13 protein-coding genes are annotated in these 14,708 nt (G+C 68.0%); 3 read left to right on the top strand and 10 right to left on the bottom strand.

The genetic code is table 11. The features are described from left to right. Positions 1-365: 365 nt before the first annotated feature. Complete coding sequence (locus tag FHT19_RS17930; RefSeq protein WP_168556983.1) at positions 366-1,229, top strand: SDR family NAD(P)-dependent oxidoreductase; 864 nt, start codon at positions 366-368, stop codon at positions 1,227-1,229. A 777-nt stretch (positions 1,230-2,006) separates the two neighbouring features. Here the strand turns inward: FHT19_RS17930 and FHT19_RS17925 are convergent. The 10 genes from FHT19_RS17925 to FHT19_RS17880 are packed head-to-tail and all read right to left on the bottom strand — an operon-like array spanning position 2,007 to position 12,675. Beyond that, positions 2,007-2,954 carry a hypothetical protein gene (locus tag FHT19_RS17925; protein WP_169476165.1) on the bottom strand — a complete coding sequence of 316 codons (948 nt, stop codon included), beginning with the start codon at positions 2,952-2,954 and terminating at the stop codon, positions 2,007-2,009. Continuing rightward, positions 2,951-4,909, bottom strand: a complete 1,959-nt coding sequence (locus FHT19_RS24660) for an ATP-binding protein (protein WP_282436291.1) — start codon at positions 4,907-4,909, stop codon at positions 2,951-2,953. The genes FHT19_RS17925 and FHT19_RS24660 overlap by 4 nt, the downstream gene beginning before the upstream one ends. Before the next feature lie 40 nt (positions 4,910-4,949). Beyond that, on the bottom strand, positions 4,950-5,915 hold the full coding sequence (gene virB11, locus FHT19_RS17915; protein ID WP_248290536.1) for a P-type DNA transfer ATPase VirB11: 966 nt from the start codon (positions 5,913-5,915) through the stop codon (positions 4,950-4,952). 10 nt (positions 5,916-5,925) lie between these two features. Beyond that, complete coding sequence (locus tag FHT19_RS17910) at positions 5,926-7,002, bottom strand: TrbI/VirB10 family protein (protein ID WP_169476163.1); 1,077 nt, start codon at positions 7,000-7,002, stop codon at positions 5,926-5,928. Then, positions 6,999-7,847: a TrbG/VirB9 family P-type conjugative transfer protein gene (locus FHT19_RS17905; RefSeq protein WP_169476162.1), complete on the bottom strand. Its 849-nt coding sequence runs from the start codon at positions 7,845-7,847 to the stop codon at positions 6,999-7,001. Before FHT19_RS17905 ends, FHT19_RS17910 begins: the two co-directional genes overlap by 4 nt. Further along, complete coding sequence (locus FHT19_RS17900) at positions 7,844-9,013, bottom strand: type IV secretion system protein (RefSeq protein WP_169476161.1); 1,170 nt, start codon at positions 9,011-9,013, stop codon at positions 7,844-7,846. Before FHT19_RS17900 ends, FHT19_RS17905 begins: the two co-directional genes overlap by 4 nt. Continuing rightward, positions 9,010-11,469: a VirB4 family type IV secretion/conjugal transfer ATPase gene (locus tag FHT19_RS17895; protein ID WP_169476160.1), complete on the bottom strand. Its 2,460-nt coding sequence runs from the start codon at positions 11,467-11,469 to the stop codon at positions 9,010-9,012. Before FHT19_RS17895 ends, FHT19_RS17900 begins: the two co-directional genes overlap by 4 nt. Further along, positions 11,466-11,750, bottom strand: a complete 285-nt coding sequence (locus FHT19_RS17890; protein ID WP_168556976.1) for a type IV secretion system protein VirB3 — start codon at positions 11,748-11,750, stop codon at positions 11,466-11,468. The genes FHT19_RS17895 and FHT19_RS17890 overlap by 4 nt, the downstream gene beginning before the upstream one ends. Before the next feature lie 5 nt (positions 11,751-11,755). Further along, positions 11,756-12,073: a TrbC/VirB2 family protein gene (locus tag FHT19_RS17885; protein ID WP_169476159.1), complete on the bottom strand. Its 318-nt coding sequence runs from the start codon at positions 12,071-12,073 to the stop codon at positions 11,756-11,758. Next, positions 12,070-12,675: a lytic transglycosylase domain-containing protein gene (locus FHT19_RS17880; protein ID WP_169476158.1), complete on the bottom strand. Its 606-nt coding sequence runs from the start codon at positions 12,673-12,675 to the stop codon at positions 12,070-12,072. The genes FHT19_RS17885 and FHT19_RS17880 overlap by 4 nt, the downstream gene beginning before the upstream one ends. A gap of 225 nt (positions 12,676-12,900) precedes the next feature. Here FHT19_RS17880 and FHT19_RS17875 point away from each other — a divergent pair, with 225 nt between their 5' ends. Continuing rightward, entirely contained in the window at positions 12,901-13,665 is a 765-nt protein-coding gene (locus FHT19_RS17875; protein ID WP_169476157.1) for a response regulator, read from the top strand. A gap of 86 nt (positions 13,666-13,751) precedes the next feature. Continuing rightward, positions 13,752-14,699 carry an intradiol ring-cleavage dioxygenase gene (locus FHT19_RS17870; RefSeq protein WP_169476156.1) on the top strand — a complete coding sequence of 316 codons (948 nt, stop codon included), beginning with the start codon at positions 13,752-13,754 and terminating at the stop codon, positions 14,697-14,699. The last annotated feature ends 9 nt before the right edge of the window (positions 14,700-14,708 follow it).

Genomic DNA, 14,708 nt, shown 5'->3' with positions numbered 1-14,708 from the left:
GCATGGAACAAGCTCGTCGATCAGCCATGGCGGATCATGTCCATCGGGATGCGCCAATGGGCAAATGGGTTCTGATCATTGCACCTTGGTATTAGCCAGCGTAATGGGCTTCGGAGAGCAACAGAAGGCTGAATCGGAGAGCTGGGCGTTAGCGATCCGCGTCTTCTCAGCTCACATATTGATCTTTGACGGGCGAGGCGGAGGGTTCCGGCTCGCTGATCACAATCGGCTGCGACCGAAAAGCTGGTCGGGTAGTTCTGCCGCAGCATAGCTGACAGTGACCTCGTCGCACTCACCTTCCGTCACCTCACGGGCTGCCAAATGCCGCCTATCAGTGTCTCGTTCTGAAAGTTGAGAGGTGCGTGATGCCGTCGAATGCCAACAACCTGGAAGGCCGTGTCGCAGTAATCACCGGCGGCGCTAACGGCATCGGCCTCGCGCTTGCGCTGGAAGCTGCGAACCGGGGCATGCACGTCGCACTCGCGGATATCGGCGAGGAAGCACTTCTCGACGCAAAGGCCCAGGTCGAAGCCCTCGGGGTCAAGGCGATCGCCGTGAAGACCGACGTCCGGGATATCGAGCAGATCCGACACCTCGAGCAGGAGACGATCGATCAACTCGGCGAACCCTGGCTCGTGTGCAACAATGCCGGCATCGCCAAGATCGCCCTTGCCTGGGAAACCAGCGAAACTGACTGGCGCCGTATGATGGACATCAACGTGTGGGGCGTCGTGAACGGCCTTCTCACGTTCCTGCCAGGCCTTCGCGCGCGTAAATCGGGATATATTTTGAATACGGCCTCAGTAGGCGGGCTGCTGAGCATGCCGGGGAATGCCGCCTATGTTGCGAGCAAGCACGCCATCGTCGGCTTGTCGGAGACGCTCTATCGCGAATTGTCGGCCGATAAGAGCCGCGTGGGAATTTCGGTTCTGTGCCCGGCACTCGTGCGGACGGCGATCGCCGGTACCCGCGAGGTCGATGGGAAGAAGGTGTCCGTCCTGGACTCCCCGGACGCGATGGATCCGGCAGAGGTCGCTCGCGTGACGTTCGACGCGATCGTCGAGGGGCAGTTCTGGATTCTCACCCACGCCAGTCACGTCGAACCCAAAATGCGGGCCCGCCTCGACCAAATGCTCGAGCAGCGCAATCCGGATCACAGCAGCGTCGATCCCGCCATCGAGCAGACGGCGACGAAGGCAACCGGCGTAGATTTCGTTCATTCGAGCTGAGTCGTACGTTCGCTTACTTGGCAGATCGAAGGCAGAATCAGAGGAATAGCATCCTTAACCCCGCCGACGCGCAGAATTCCTTCTGTCACTCATTCGGCGCCACCAACCCAGTGCACCATATCCGGCACATGCGCATTATTCGGCCCAAAAGGGCCGAAATCTGCGCTTTCGGCACTTCAGTGCCCTACCCCTTGCGCCGCGAATCGCGCTGTTGCATGACGATGTCGGATCAAATGAAAAGGCCGGATGTGCCACAGACCCTCAGGGGCTCTGAACTGCCTGTCCGATCAGATGGTCCAGGTTTCGTGCGCATCCGGGCTCGGACCTGCTCTTTGAACATGTGAACTGGATGAACGAACGAGGCGTGTTGCCTGCGGTTCGGGAACGGATGTGCCACAAGCTCCGCCAGGGGCCTGAACTGCCGCTCTCGTCCAACAGGGCTCCTTGGCTTCGAGCGGACCGTGCTACAGGATGCTCATGCGTCTTGAACTGCCGCTGGAATGTCAGGTGCCAAGTCATGCTTAAAATACAACCTTGCCGGACGCCCAAGGCAGAAACAGTTCGATTCTTCCCAACAAAATGCAAATGGCGCACCACACTTGTAGAGTGTAGCGCGCCAAATTTAAAATATGATCATTATCTTCAGGACGCTGCATTCTTAAATGCGGCGCGATAGCGCGCGACCAATTGACGGGATTCGACCGTTGGAAATCTGAAATAGTTCGAAATGTCTCCCACGAGGGGAGCCACCCTCAACATCGTCAGCCCAGCAACCGTTCAGAACGTGCGGCGCAGGCCAAGTCCCACCGCGCTGCTTTGCCCCGCCACCTGGCCCAGGCTGCGCGTGGCAAAGGCATCGAGCCAGAGATGGCGTGAAAGGCCGATGTTGGCGGCCACGCCCAATTCTACCCAAGTGTCGGGCACCCGGCTTGCAACCAAGCCCACGCCCGGCCCCACGCTGCCGCCAGTGCCAACCCCGCCCGGCCCGGCACCCTCGCCCCCGCCAGCCACGCCGCCTTGCCCCATCGGCTGCAGCGATACTGCGGCATTGCTGGTCCACCGGCCAGAGACGAACGCCCCCACGCTGCGCTCGAACGGGCCCTTGATCGTGCGATCGAGGCGCAGATGCAATGCGCCCGACCACGCCGGCATGGCCTGCGTGGCGCCGTTGACGCCGGTGGCCAGGCGCGATTGCACGAAACCGGCCGAAAGCGTTGGCGTCAGCAGCCATCCCCGGTGCAGCGCCAGGTTACGGCCCACCGAACCGCTCAACCCGAACAATGTGGTGGTCGGCAGCGCGGCACGCATGCGTGCCAGGCCTGCTGGGCCAGTCGCGCGGCCCTGACGCTGGCGCCCCAGTGTGCCCTGCAGTTCCACGATCCACCCGTCGAACGTGCCCCCGCCGGCCAGGCTGGCCACGCGATAGGTGCTGGGTGGATAGGGCGAAACCTGGGCCTGCGCGCTGCGATAGGCGGTGCCCGCCAGCCGCACATAGCCTTGGCCCAGCCGCCGGGTCAGCCCGGCCTGGGCAAACGGTGCCGCCACGCCGCCATCGGGGCGCGTGACGCCGCCAGACAGTGCCACCATCCACTGGTCCAACCCGGCGTTCGCGCCAGCAGCGGCTGGCGCTGCCGCTTGCGCCGTGCTCTCGTCAGCCCGCGCCGCGCCGGCTCCCAGCGCTTGCGCACAGCCGCAGGCCGCGATCAGAAGGGCCGCGCGCCTCATGCTGCCAGGCGCGCGCTTTCACCAAACAGGCGCGGCACGCGCACTTGCGTGACAAAGCCTTCCGCACTCTGGGCAAAGCGGATCTCGCCGCCATGGGCGCGGGCGATGGAACGGCACACCGCCAGGCCCAACCCGCTGCCCGGCTTGCCCGAACGGCGCGCCGCCTCGCTGCGATAGAACGGCTCGAACACGTGCTCGCGGTCCTCCTCGGGAATGCCCGGGCCAGCGTCGACGATCTCGGCCACGACCTCGTCTTCTTCCGCCCGCACTCTCACCTTGGCGCTTTGCCCGTACTTGATCGCGTTTTCCAGCAAGTTGTCGAGCAGGCGGCGGATTTGCACCGGGTCCACTTCCACGGCCAGGGGCGCGGCCGGTTCTGCCGAAACGGCGCCGCCCACCAGCCGGGCATCTTCCACGCTGGCTGCCACCAGTTGCCCCAGGTCGACCACGCGGCGCGGCCCGGGGGTGGAAGCATCGCGGATGAAGGCGATGACCTGGCTGATCATCGCCTCCATCTCCATCACTTCCTTGAGCAGGCCCTCGCGCTGGTCATCGGGCACGTTTTCCAGGCGAAAGCGCAACCGCGTCAGCGGCGTGCGCAGATCGTGGCTGATCGCCCCGACCATCGCGGTGCGATCATCCACGAAGGCGCGCAGGCGGTTGCGCATCTGGTTGAAGGCGTGGGCCGCGCGGCCGATCTCGGCCGGGCCGGACAGCGGCAGGATCGTGGCCGCCGGATCGCGGCCCAGTGTTTCGGCGGCGTGGGCAAAGCCTTCCAGCGGGCGGACAATCCGCTGGGCAAAGAGCCAGGCCAGCGGGCTGACGATCGCCAAGGACAACAGGAACCACAGCGCCACCTGCCGCTGCCAGCGGTTGGGAAAGGGTTCCGCTCGCGGCGCAACCACCGTCCAGCGGCCATCGGCGCCGCGCACGCCAGCCACGAAATCCCCTTCGATGAACGGCGGCGTGGTCAGCGCGAGCCAGCCACCCTGCCCCGGCTGGCGAAACGGAATCGGTTGCGGCCGCGCGGCCGTGGCGGCGGTCGCAGGCCTGGCAGCCGGCTTGGGCTGGTCCACGGGCGGCGCGATGGCGCCCGGCCCCGTCGACGTGGCCGGGCCGGGCGCCGGTTCGGGCACGCTGGCCACGGTGTTGGCGCTGGCCGGTTCGGCCGGACGCACGGCCGGTGCGCGTGGGCGGACCGGGGCGCCGCCAATCCCGGGGGGCACTTGCGGCACGGGCGCGGGAATGAGCAGCGGGGCCGGCATGCCGGTGGGCAAGGCAATCGGCGCGCCGTTGACGGCAGTGGCCGGCGCGGGGCCGGCCGGGGGCGCCGCCGGGGTCCGGGCGCCACTCGATGGTGCCGGGACCGATGCTGTCGGCGCCCGGCCACCCGGCATGCCGGCAGCGGGGCCCTTGGGCATCCCGCCGCCGGGAAATCCGCCGCCCGGCATGCCACCTTGCGGGCCGCCCGGAAAGCCCCCGCCAGGAGGGCCACCGCCGCCAGGCATGCCCTGGGCGCGGGCCGTGCCCACCATCCAGCCGAGCGGCCCGTTGTCCTGCCGCGCCAGTGCAGCCGGGCGCGCGGCGGGGACCGCGATCCCGCCCACCGGCAACTGCGTATAGAATGCCAGCACCACATCCTCGCCACGGCGGTGCAGACGCGCGGCCAGGGCATCGCGCGCGGCCGGCGCCACCAGCCAGCCGGCACCGCCGATATCGGGCGGGCCGGCCAGTTGCGCGCGTTCGAGCCGGGTGGAAAGCGCCGCGCCAGACAGCCCCTGCGCCACTTCGTCGATCGACCAGCGCGATTGCGGGCTGGGCGGGAAAAGCACGGTCAGCCCCAGCGTGACCGCCTGCGCCGCCACCAGCGCGCAGACCAGCAGGGCCATAAGCTGCATGCCCAGCGGCAAGCCGGCGCGCGGGCGGACGGCGGGGGCGATCAGGGGAAGCTTCATTGTCTCGTCCTTGCTGCCTGTGCTGCTTTACGCCGCGCCATCATGCCATCCCCGCCACCAGATCGCGCGCCAGGGCCATGCCCGTAATCGCCCGCCGCCCATCCTGGCGGCCCAGGTGCACCACAACATCGATCACTTGCGCTGCATAGTGCAAGGTTTCCCGCCGGGCGAGGCCCAGGCCCGCCTGCATCACCAGCAAGGCCAGTTGCTCCAGCGCACCGGTACAGCTGTTGGCGTGAATCGTGGTGAACGAGCCCGGGTGGCCGGTGTTGATCGCGCGCAGGAAGGTGATGGCCTCGGCCCCGCGCAACTCACCCAGTACGATGCGATCGGGGCGCAGGCGCAGCGCGGCGCGCAGCAGCGCATCGGTATCCACCTGCACTTCGCCAAGCTCCCCGCGCACCGCCACCAGGCCCAGGGCATTGGGCTGCGCCAGGCGAATTTCCGGCGTGTCTTCCACCGCGAGCACGCGATCGCCGCGCGGCACTTGCGCCAGCAGGGCATTGAGGAAAGTGGTCTTGCCGCTCGACGTGCCGCCAGCGATCAGCACGGTGCACCGCGCGGCCACTGCCTGCGCCAGCCAACCCAGCGGATCTTCGGCCATGCCGTCCGTTTCGGGCAATGGCGGCAAAGCCAGCGGCCCTTGGGGCGCCCAGGCCGACAGTGGCAGGTCCACCACGCGGTGGCGGCGGATGGCCATGGCCCATCCTGTACGGGTGGCAGGCGGCCCGACGAACTGGATGCGCGCGCCATCGGGCAATGTCGCCCCCAGCAGCGGCTGCGCGCGATTGACCCCCTGGTGGCTGATCCGCGCGACCTGCTCGGCCAGGCGGCGCAGCGCGCGCTCATCCAACGCAGGCACGTCATGGCATTCCATCTGTGGCGCGCCGGCCGCTTCCACCCACACTTGCCCCGGCCGGTTGACCATCACTTCGCAAACATCGGGCCGCGCCAGAAAGGGCTGGAGCGGCGCCAGCGCCGCAGCCAGGACGGGATCGGCAATCACCGCGCCCCCCTCACCGCGCCACCGGGGCAAAATCCAGGTCGCGCGCGGTAAACACGCGGATCGGCTGGCCTTGCGCCACATGCACCGTGGGCGGGATCTGCGCATCGCGCTGCGCCGCGACCGAAGCCGCACTGCTGCCGCTGTTGGCAATCAGCACGCTGGCGCTGCCCCCCGCAAGCGCGCCCAACCCGCCGATCACAGAAAGCATCGATGCCGCGCCAAAGCGCTTGAAGAAATGGTTGTCCACTTTGCCCGAAAAGCCCGACTGGCCGTTGAATTCCACGCCGGGCGAGGCCAGCGCCACCGTCACGCCATCGGGCCGGATCAGCCGCGTCCACATGACATAGGCGCGGGTCTGCCCGGCAGCCAGGCCGCTCTTGTATTGCCCGATCAGGCGCGAGGACCGCGGGATCAGCACGCGCCGCCCGTCAAAGCTTTTCACATCCTGGCTTACCACCGCGCGCACATAGCCGGGCAGATCGCTGTCGATCGCGGTTTCCAGGATCGCCGGGATCAGCGTGCCCTGGGTGACGGTGTTGGACAGATCGGCGATGCGCGTGGCACTGGCGGTTTCCACCCCGGCATTGCCCACGCGCGTGCCAAACGCTTCGTTCTCCGTCAGGTTTTGCTGGGGCGTGGCTGGCCCGCCGGGCGCAACAGGTGTGGCAGCAGTCCGCACGGGCGCTTCGGCGGCCGACGTATCATAGACCATGACCGGCGCAGCGCCGGGATCGGCCATCTGGCCTGCCGGCATGCGATCGAGCACGGCCTGCTGCGCGGGGGTGGGCGGCGGCGGGGTGGCAACCGCCGTGGTCGAAGCCGGGGCGGGCGCGATCGGCGAGGACAGCGCCGGCAGCGGCGTCGGGCTCGATGCCGGCGGAGCAAGCGGCGGGGCATTCTCGCTGCGGCCGTGCATGGTGAAGAAGGTAAGGCCGCCCAGTGCCAGGGCAATCGCCACGCCGGCCATCATGCCCCCGCGATCCTTGCCCAGCGTGCTGCCGGCCACCACGGGAAAAGCGTTGCGGCTGGCTTCGGCAAGGCTGTCTTGCGTCATGTCGGCACGCGGATCGGTGAAGTCGTCGGTCATTTCGCCAAACCTTGCGGTTGTGCCGGCCCGCTTGCCATGGCGAGCGGCGGCGTGGGCACTTCGGCCATGGGCGCATCGCGTTCCAGCCAGGCCACATCCTTGCCCGAACGCAGCACCAGCCTGGCATGGCGCCCGTCGATCACCAGGTAATCGCCCTGGCTGGCATAGTTGACCGGCCCTTCGGCCTGCCGCCGGGCCTTGGCACCATCGCCAACGGTTACGCCGGCTGGCGCGGGCGCCAGCACGGCCGGCAGATCGCGCCCCTTGGGCCAGGCAAGGTAGACCGCGTGGCCATCATCGAACACGCGATCGGGCATGAGCGCGCGCGCGCCGCGCATGGTCCAGCCGAAATGCAGCGTGGCCGGATCGAGGGCGGGATTGGGCGCCGCCACCATTCCGGCATCGGTCGCAGCGGTGGTCAGCGCCGCTTCGGGCGTGGCCGGGGGCTGTGGCGGCGGATCATCGGGATAGGAAAAGCGCAGCAGGAACAGCGGCTCTCCTGCCAGCCCCACACGCAGGGCGAACAGGTAGGTGTGCCGATCGGTGATCACGGTCATGTTGGTGGCCACGGCGCGCGCGCTGGTGGGCTTGACGAACACGCGGTCGGCCCGGCGATTGGGGGTGATCTGCCACATCGCCGAACTGCCGATCGCGATGTTCTCCACCTGCTCGCCATCGGCAAAGGCGATCGTCGCTTCATAGCCTGGGCGTGCGGCGATGGCGATCACCTGGTTTTCATGAAACGCCAGGTGCTGGACGCGCGCATCCGCAGCGCGCGCCTCGCCCGGCGCCAGTGCGAGCACCAGCGTGACGAGGGAGGACAGGAAAGCCTTGGCGGTCATCATGTGTTCTCCGGCGCGCCCAGGCTGCGGCCCAGGCTTTGTGCGCGGCTGACGCCCGGCGCGGATGTCGTTGCCGTCGATGGCGGCATCGCGCGGGCAAGGGACGGGCCAGCAACCGATACGCCCGGCATGGCGGCCGGCGCTGGCATGGCGGGCGGGGCCATGGCCGCAACAATGGCATGAATGCGCGGATCGCGGGGTGGCGTGCTCCCCGTCGTGCCACCAGCGGGCTGCCCAGCCTGCCCTGGCACCACCGCTGGCGCCATGGTGGGATAGGAACCTGGCGCGCGGACAGGATCGCCCGCGCCACCCAGCCACGGCGCGATGAGGGCGTCGATCCGCCAGCCGGCCACCAGCGTGGTCGCCACTTTCAAGACCATGGCCATCAGCGCGCAATGCACCGCCGCCACCAGGAACACTGCCGTGGCGCTGCGCATGTCCACCTCGCCCGCGCCCAGATCGGCCACCACCGGATCGGCCAGCGCCAGCGCGCCCGCGCCGATCAGCACAGTGAACAGCGGCACCAGGGCAAACAGCACCGCCCCTTTCACCCAGCCTTCGAACAGCCCACGCGTACCCGAAAACAGCGCCAGGATCAGGAACACCGGCCCCACGGCAAGCAGCGCGGCCAGCGCGATGCGGCTGGTGACCAGCACGCCCACGGTGCCCAGCAACAGCAGCATGGCGGCGTAAGACAGCATGTCGCCAGGCGTGGTGCCCTTGGCATCGCCCTGCGCGGCATGGGCACGTTCGGCCGCATCGCTTACCGCGTTGAACAGCGTGTCGAGATGCTGGGCAAAGGCATGGGCCGCGCTGCCGCGGATGCCCAGCACCATGCTCGCCACCTGGTCGGGCCCGCCCGAAAGCAGGCCCCACACCACGTTCTGGTACGCCATCCACGATGTGGCAAAGGTCAGCGCCAGGCCCAATGTCATCACCCGCGGGCTCAGGCTGGCGAGGCCCAGCGTGACCCGCCCGGTGACCAGCCCGATCGCGATCAGCGCGACATAGATCGTGAGCCCGATGGTCAGCGCCATGGTCAGCCCGCCATGGCTGCCGAACAGGCGGGCAAAGGCCTGCGCGGTGGCCTGGCCCGACAGGCAATCCACCGCATCGAGCGCCGAAGCGATGGTGCTGCCATCGGCCACCGAGATCGCCGGGCAGATCATTCCGCCGCCTCCGCCAGCGCGGAAGGCACCAGGCCCGGCCACGCCACGCCGGTTAACGCGGGCAGCCACAAGGCGGGATCGTCGCCCAGTTCGGCCCGCAGCGAGTCGAGCCGGCGCACACTCGCTTCCCGGCCAGACAGCACGGTGAGCACTTCCGGGCTGCCCGCCAGGTCCAGCCGCGCCAGCACCGAAGTGTTGGCATGGCGCACCAGGAAGCAGCGGCTTTGCGCCGGCAGCGCGCGGATGAGGTCCACCTCGTGCGCGGAAAGGCCGAAGCCCTCGCCATAGTCCTCCCACCGCGCGCGCGAATTGGGGGTGAAGATCATCGTGGCGGTCTGTTCCACCAGCGCGCTGGCAATCCGGCTGTCGAGCGCATCGCGCGCGCTTTGCGTGGCAAAGCCGACGATGGCGTTGCGCTTGCGCAGGGTCTTCAGCCAGTCGCGGATGCGCGCGGCAAAGACATCGTCGTCCAGTGCTTTCCACCCTTCGTCGATCAGCAGCATCGTTGGCGTGCCGTCCAGCCGCTCTTCCACGCGGTGGAACAGGTACATCATCGCCGGGGTGCGCAGCAGCGGCAGGTCCAGCAGCCGCGTCATGTCAAAGCCCAGCGTGCGCGCGGAAATATCCAACCGGTCGTGCGCGTTGTCGAACAGCCAGGCGTGCGGGCCATCGTGCACCCACGGCGCCAGGCGGCTGGCCAGGTCGCCCGGATCGGGACGCGCCTGCCCCGCAAGGTGATCGGCCAGAAAGCGCAAGCGGCGCAAGTGCGGTGGCCCTTCGTGCAGGGCATCGATGGCATCGGCAATGCGCGCCCGCTCCGCCGCGGTTTCCGCCTGGACCAAGCAGGCCACCAGATCGCGCTGAAACGCACGGTTGGCCGCGCTGTCGGCCAGGGCGAGCGGATTGAACCCGGTCGGTTCGCCCGGAATAAGCCGGGCATAGTGCGCGCCCATCGCACGCAAAAAGATTTCCGCGCCGCGGTCCTTGTCGAAGAACACCATGCGCGGCGCCACCTTCTGCGCCTGCGACGCCAGGAAATTGAGCACCACCGTCTTGCCCGAGCCGGATGGCCCGATCACCGTGAAATTGCCCAGGTCGGCGCGATGGAAATTGAAGAAGAACGGCGTGGCGCTGGTGGTTTCAAACACCGTGATCGCCTGGCCCCAATGGTTCCCCTGTGCCTGCCCCAGGGGAAAGCCGTGGAGCGAGAGGAACCCGGCGGCGTTGGCCGTGGAGATCAGCGCGCGGCGCACGGCATAGTGTTCGTTGCCGGGAAACTGCGCCCAGAATGCCGGCTCCAGGTTCACGTCCTCGCGCACGGCAATCGCGCCGAGGTCTGCCAGCGCATTGATCGCCGCCGCACTCGCGCCTTCCAGCGCGGCCAGGCTGCCCTCGCGCACCATGACCGTGAGGTGATGATCGCCAAAACCGGCCGCGCCCGCACCCAGCGCATCGCGCGCGGCGTGCATCTGCGCGCGCTCGGCCATGGCTTCCTCGTCGGCCGATTTCAGCCGGCGCAGCGCCAGGTCGATCCTCTCGCGCGCGATCTGGCGGTCGGCCGGGGCAAAGGTTTCGGTCAGCACCAATTCGCATGGCAGGCGCAGCAGCGCATCGACCATGCCGGCGCGGGTGGTGTCGGGATAGTCCTTGAGGCTGATCATCGCGGCAAAATCGCGGCCTGGATCTTTGTGGTCGCGCGATTTATCGACAAAAATCGGTTCCCACTTTTTGTCATCGCGCTTGCGCGGCCGCCGCGTCTCAATCGCCTCCAACCCGAATGACACGCGGGAATAAGGGATGTGATGGCCCAGGTCGGTTGGCCCATCGGGCAGCGCCACCCCGCGCCATTCACCGTTATAGAGCGCGGACAGCAGCGCCAGCGGTTCCGACCAGCGCGCCCCGCCCTGCACCACCGTGCCCAAGGCCCGCGCGCCATAGCCACCCAGCGCGCCAAGCAGCGCCGCACTCGCGCTTTCCAGATCGCGCAGGGCGCGTGGCGCATCGGCCGTGCTGCCGCGCGTCTTGCGCCCCAGCCGCTCCAGCCAGCCGGCCTTGCCGCGCGCCGGGCGGCGCACCAGGGTCAGGAACTGCTCGTTCACGAACAGCGGCGTGGCCGCCAGCCGCGCGCCCCACGCCGCATCGACCGCCGCCGAAAAGGTATCGGGAAAGGCCGCGTCAAGCCCGGCCGCCACGCGCCGCCGCACGACATGGTGATAGACCACGAAACGCGCGTCGAGCACGCTGCGCAGCATCGTTTCGCGCACGGCCAGCATATGGTCGAGCTGCGCGGCGTCTTCGGTCTCGAACGGCAGCCCGTCCACACGGATCACGCGCATCAGGCTGCCATCACGCAAGGCCAGCGTGGCGTCGTCCAGATGATGGGCATAAGGCAGCCGGTCGCCGGCCCGCGCCTCGCGCCGTGCCCAGGCGGCCGGGCCTTTCCAACGCCCAGTCATGGCGCGTAACTGTTGCAGCCCCAGCGGCGCCAGTTGCGCACGCGGGGGCAGCGGCTGACGCGCACGAGCCACAGGTCGAACACGCGCGGTTCGCGCAGCGCCGCCATATAGCCCAGGCCATGCACCACCAGCGCGATGGGCAACGACAGGAAGCTGTGGGTGATCAGGAAGGCCTCGGTCGTCACCGCCATGTTGATGACGAAGAACGAAAATGTCACCCCGGCAAACATCTGCGGACGAGTGAGCGCGCGGAACACCGGTGCCTGGGCGAGGCCGGCCATCGCGCTCAGCCCGCCGCGCCTGCGGCAGACTGGATGCCCGCCACGATCGCTGCCGAACCGAACAGGATGAAGCAGCCGACGATCACCGTGGCGCCAAAGCGCCAGTTCAGCCGGCCTGTCAGCATCATGAAGCCCACCATGGCCACGGCAATCACCGCCACGGTGGTCGCGACCTGGCCCAGCAAGGTATCGCGCAGCCAGCCCAGCGCCGACACGATCGGGCCGGAGCCGGCCGGCCCGCCGCTGCCCGCCGCATGGGCGGGGGTGGCCAGCACGGACCAGGGCAGCGCGGCAAGGACAAGACGTTGAGACAGGACGTTCATCGGGAAACTCCGGCAAGATTGGCGTTCAGGCGCGCCATCACGGCGCGCACATAGGCGCGGGTTTCGGCAATCGCCGGCACGCCGCCGGCGCGGGCCACGCGCTCTGGCCCGGCGTTGTAGGCCGCCAGTGCCCATTCGATGTTCCCGCCAAAGCGATCCAGCAGGGCTTTCAGATACCGCGCGCTAGCGCGCAGGTTGGCCACCGGATCGCGCGGGTTCACGCCCAGCGTGCGCGCGGTGCCGGGCATCAACTGGCCCAGGCCCACGGCCCCGGCCGAAGAGACCGCCTGCGGGTGCCAGCGGCTTTCCTGCCACACCAGCGCCTCCAGCAAGGCGGGGCTGATCGCTGCTGCCTGTGCCGCTGCCGCCAGGTGCTCGCGCCATGCCAGCGGCGAGAGTGCATTGCCCGGAACCGTCAATGCTTCGGCTTGCGACCCGAAAGGCACGGCACCGTCAATTTGTTCGGGGCCGTCACTGGGCTGGGCGGCTGCGACATCGACTCCAGCCCAGTGAACGGCCCCTGCACCGCTGCGTGCCCTCATCGTGCCGCCCGCGGTGATCTCGAAAACATCGGCGCGCGCTGCCTGGGGCAGCGCCAGCATGGCCGGCAGCAGGGGGCCAGCCAGTGCCCACGCCCTGCGGCGCGGCCATGGTGTGATTCGATGTCGCATCACCATGGTCTGGGCGGGGGCTGTTGCCGGCGAATTTCACGCGGATTGCACGCGGATTGCAGCGCGTTGCAATGGGCCGCAACTGGTCGAAATCGGTGAAATTCACCGGCTACGAAGGCTTTCTATGGCCGCGTAATGCTACTAGACATCAAGCCCATGGACTTTGCGACGCGCATCCTGATCGTTGATGATGACGAAGGTATCCGCACGCTGATCGGCGAATTTCTGGAAAAGCACGGCTTTTCCATCGCGACGGCAGCCGATCCGGCCGACATGCGCGACCAGATGGCGCGCGAGACCTTCGATCTCATCGTGCTCGACGTGATGATGCCGCGCGAAGACGGCCTTTCCGCGCTGCGCCAGCTGGGCGCCGATGCACCGCCGGTGATCATGCTCAGCGCCGTGGGCAGCGATGTCGATCGCATCGTCGGCCTGGAAATGGGCGCGGCCGATTACCTGGCCAAGCCGTGCAACCCGCGCGAATTGCTGGCCCGCATCCGCGCCGTGCTGCGCCGCCCCGCTGCCGCGGCGGCCAACGATGCGCCGGCGGCCCCGGCCGCGGCATCCGATGGCACCGGGCCGTGCCTGTGCTTTGCCGGCTGGCGGCTCGACTTGGGGCAGCGGCTGCTGCACGATCCGGCAGGGCGCCTGATCGCCCTGACCGATGGCGAATTCCGCCTGCTGCGCGCCTTTGCCGAACACCCCCGCCGCGTGCTCAGCCGCGACCAGTTGCTCGACTGGTCCCGCGGGACCGAAAGCGAACAGTTCGACCGCGCGATCGACGTGCAACTCAGCCGCCTGCGCCGCAAGCTGGCCGAGGGCGAAGGCGGTGCCGACATCATTCGCACGATGCGCAACGAAGGCTATCTGTTCGTGCCCAGCGTCACCAGCCAAACTGCAAGTCTTCCGAAATCTGCCTGAAATTCCGCCGTTACAATCCTTTTCCACGGTGAGCATCCCAGCCGGCTGCGACAGACGCCCGGCGCAGTTCACCGGATTTCTTGTCAATGGCACACGATCACCCCCCGCATGACGACACCGCCGGCCCGGCCCACGGCCATGGCCTGCACGAAGACCTGGTGGTCATGGCCCGCCTGATGGGCCGGCGCCGGGCCCTGGCCCTGCTGGGTTCGGCTGCCACCACGTCCTTGCTGGCCGCCTGTGGCGATGGGGACGGCTCGTCATCGTCGTCCTCCTCGTCCAGTTCCTCGTCCTCTTCCTCCACCGCGTCGAGCAGTTCGAGCACGTCGTCTTCGTCCAGCAGCAGCAGTTCGAGCACCAGCACCGATACCTGCATTGCCGATCCCACCGAAACCAACGGCCCCTATCCGGCCGACGGCACCAACACGTCGAGCGGATCGACATCCAACGTGCTCACGCAAAGCGGTATCGTGCGCAGCGACATCCGCTCCAGCTTCATTTCCTCCACTACCACCGCCCAGGGCGTGATGCTCACCATCACGCTCAAGCTGGTTGACGTGAACAACGCCTGCGCCGCCATTTCCGGCGCGGCGATCTATGTCTGGCATTGCAACGCGGCCGGCCTCTATTCGCTCTATTCCAGCGGCGTCACCACCGAAAGCTACCTGCGCGGGGTGCAGGTTACCGATTCGAACGGGGAAGTGACGTTCACCACGATCTACCCGGCCTGCTATTCCGGGCGCTGGCCACACATCCATTTCGAAGTGTTCCTCGACGGGCTCACCAGCAGCAGCACCGGCAAGACCGCCTCCCTGATTTCGCAGATGGCCATGCCCGCCGCGGTCAACACCGTCGTGTTCAACGGCAGTTCGCTCTATAGCGCGAGCATTGCCAACTATGCCGCCATCTCGCTGTCGAGCGACAACGTGTTCGGCGACAACACCTCGGCCCAGTTGGCGCAAATGACTCCGTCGCTCACCGGCAGCGTCTCGGCCGGCTATACCGGGTCGGTGGTGATCGGCATCGCCCAGTAAGCCAACCGA

Source organism: Novosphingobium sp. SG919, assembly GCF_012932495.1.
Classification (GTDB): domain Bacteria; phylum Pseudomonadota; class Alphaproteobacteria; order Sphingomonadales; family Sphingomonadaceae; genus Novosphingobium; species Novosphingobium rhizosphaerae.
The sequence above is the reverse complement of the archived record's forward strand: the minus strand, read 5'-3'. Positions and strand labels throughout refer to the sequence as shown.

Excerpts from the sequence above, each read along its gene's own strand:
- FHT19_RS17875 (WP_169476157.1), top strand. The coding sequence starts at position 12,901 with ATGGACTTTGCGACGCGCATCCTGATCGTTGATGATGACGAAGGTATC.
- FHT19_RS17930 (WP_168556983.1), top strand. The coding sequence starts at position 366 with ATGCCGTCGAATGCCAACAACCTGGAAGGCCGTGTCGCAGTAATCACC.
- FHT19_RS17880 (WP_169476158.1), bottom strand. The coding sequence starts at position 12,675 with ATGCTGGCGCTGCCCCAGGCAGCGCGCGCCGATGTTTTCGAGATCACC.
- FHT19_RS17910 (WP_169476163.1), bottom strand. The coding sequence starts at position 7,002 with ATGACCGACGACTTCACCGATCCGCGTGCCGACATGACGCAAGACAGC.
- FHT19_RS17925 (WP_169476165.1), bottom strand. The coding sequence starts at position 2,954 with ATGAGGCGCGCGGCCCTTCTGATCGCGGCCTGCGGCTGTGCGCAAGCG.
- FHT19_RS17890 (WP_168556976.1), bottom strand. The coding sequence starts at position 11,750 with ATGGCCGGCCTCGCCCAGGCACCGGTGTTCCGCGCGCTCACTCGTCCG.
- FHT19_RS24660 (WP_282436291.1), bottom strand. The coding sequence starts at position 4,909 with ATGAAGCTTCCCCTGATCGCCCCCGCCGTCCGCCCGCGCGCCGGCTTG.
- FHT19_RS17885 (WP_169476159.1), bottom strand. The coding sequence starts at position 12,073 with ATGAACGTCCTGTCTCAACGTCTTGTCCTTGCCGCGCTGCCCTGGTCC.
- FHT19_RS17895 (WP_169476160.1), bottom strand. The coding sequence starts at position 11,469 with ATGACTGGGCGTTGGAAAGGCCCGGCCGCCTGGGCACGGCGCGAGGCG.
- FHT19_RS17870 (WP_169476156.1), top strand. The coding sequence starts at position 13,752 with ATGGCACACGATCACCCCCCGCATGACGACACCGCCGGCCCGGCCCAC.
- FHT19_RS17905 (WP_169476162.1), bottom strand. The coding sequence starts at position 7,847 with ATGATGACCGCCAAGGCTTTCCTGTCCTCCCTCGTCACGCTGGTGCTC.
- FHT19_RS17900 (WP_169476161.1), bottom strand. The coding sequence starts at position 9,013 with ATGATCTGCCCGGCGATCTCGGTGGCCGATGGCAGCACCATCGCTTCG.